General features: G+C 66.8%; 1 protein-coding gene and 1 pseudogene. One reads left to right on the top strand and one right to left on the bottom strand.

What is annotated here, in order from left to right:
* Positions 1-1,017, bottom strand: a 1,017-nt coding sequence (locus JaAD80_RS28175; RefSeq protein ID WP_258003230.1) for a CHASE domain-containing protein, incomplete at its 3' end; no start/stop codon positions are given.
* A gap of 248 nt (positions 1,018-1,265) precedes the next feature.
* On the opposite strand from JaAD80_RS28175, the pseudogene JaAD80_RS28170 reads away from it, so the two are divergent.
* Positions 1,266-1,583, top strand: a pseudogene (locus JaAD80_RS28170) (hypothetical protein); the annotation flags it as partial.

The following is a 1,583-nucleotide window of genomic DNA, read 5'->3' as shown; positions in this document are numbered from 1 at the left end:
GGCGGCCAGCGCCAGCGCCATGCTGACCAGCACACCCATCCAGGCGACCGCCCGCGGCCGCGACAGGGCGTCGCCATCGAAGCCGGGCATGGCGCGCACGCGCATGCTCCACGCATGGCCGGCGATGATGATGGCTTGCTGCGCGGCCAGCGTGCGCGATGCATCAGCGGACGCGGTGCCCGGCATGCTGTCGTACATCAGGCTGGCGTCGGTCAGCTGCGTACCGTCATAGATTTCCAGGTCCAGCTGGCGCGACGCCTCGCCGCCCACGCCGCGCATCAGGTCGCCCATACGGAAGGGCGCGAAGACCCAGGCGCGCAGCGCCGCGCGGCGCTGCGCCACGCTGGCGCGCGGCAAGCCATTGTCATACACGGGCAAGACCACCAGGAAACCATAGGCATCGCCGCTGCTGCCGTCCTGCACCAGGCGGATCTTGCCCGTCATGGCGGCCTGCCCCGTATCGCGCGCCTGCTCCAGCGCGGCGCGGCGCACGGGCTCGGACAGGATATCGTAGCCAAACGCCAGCGCATTGCTCTCGTTCAGCGGTTCCAGGTAGGCGATCGGTGCATGCCACGGGCGCTGCCCCGGCGGACGGATGGCATAGCCGGGATAGCCTTCCGCGCGCACCTGCGCTTCGTGCTGCGCACGCGCCGTGCCGGGCAGCAGCGGCAGATAGCCGATGCCGTGGATGCCGGGGAAATGCCGGTCGACCTGCTGCGCCGCCAGGTAGGCGCGAAATTCGCCGCGCGTGACATCCTGCGAACTGGCATACAGGCCCTGCACGCCATGCAGCACCTGGATGTAGGTCTGCATGCGGCCGACTATACTGTTGAGCAATTCGCGGACACGGAAATCAAAATCGGCGCGCACTTGCTGCACGCTGGCATCGTGCACATTGCGCCAGGCGCCATACGTCAGCCCCAGGCACAGCGCCAGCACCAGCACGGCAAACAGGCGTGGCCCCACCCAGTCCGAGACGGGCCTGGCAAACCATGACGAAGGCGCGCGTGTATGCATGACGGGATGGAAATCTGAGCGGGTCGCTATCCTCTTCCCGGCCAGGAATGCGGCTGGCAGCGGGCTGAACGGCTACCAACGGTAGTCGATGAGAATGATAGTACGTTACAGCGGGCGGCCTTGCAATGACGTATTTTGTATGAAAAAGATCACACATTTCACATGTGCAATTATGTATTCCCCGGGAAAATTCGTTGCCGGGAATACCAAGCGACGCGCAGATGCGCGGCAAGGGAAAGGAGCGGTGCATGCCGCCGGAACACTGGCAGGGAACACTGTGGCTGGCGGCCGATTTCGCCATCTTGCATGGCGCCGCGGGCGTCACGGCCACGCACGCCCATTACGCGCACCAGTTGATGCTGAGCACGGGTGCACCATTCACGGCAGAGCTCGACGGCAGCGTGCACACGGCGCAGCGCCTGCTCGTTGCCAGCCTGCGCCCGCATGCCATCCTGACGGCGCCGGCACCCATGCTGACCATCTACGCGGAACCGCAGCGCCTGCCTGCCAGCGCCCTGCTGGCGGCGCTCGACGGCGTGGCGCCGCCAGGCGCGCACAGCCCTGTC

The organism is Janthinobacterium sp. AD80, assembly GCF_002878455.1.
In the GTDB taxonomy this organism is placed as follows: Bacteria; Pseudomonadota; Gammaproteobacteria; order Burkholderiales; family Burkholderiaceae_D; genus Janthinobacterium.
Note: the sequence above shows the minus strand (reverse complement) of the source record. Positions and strands in the feature narration are given on the sequence as shown.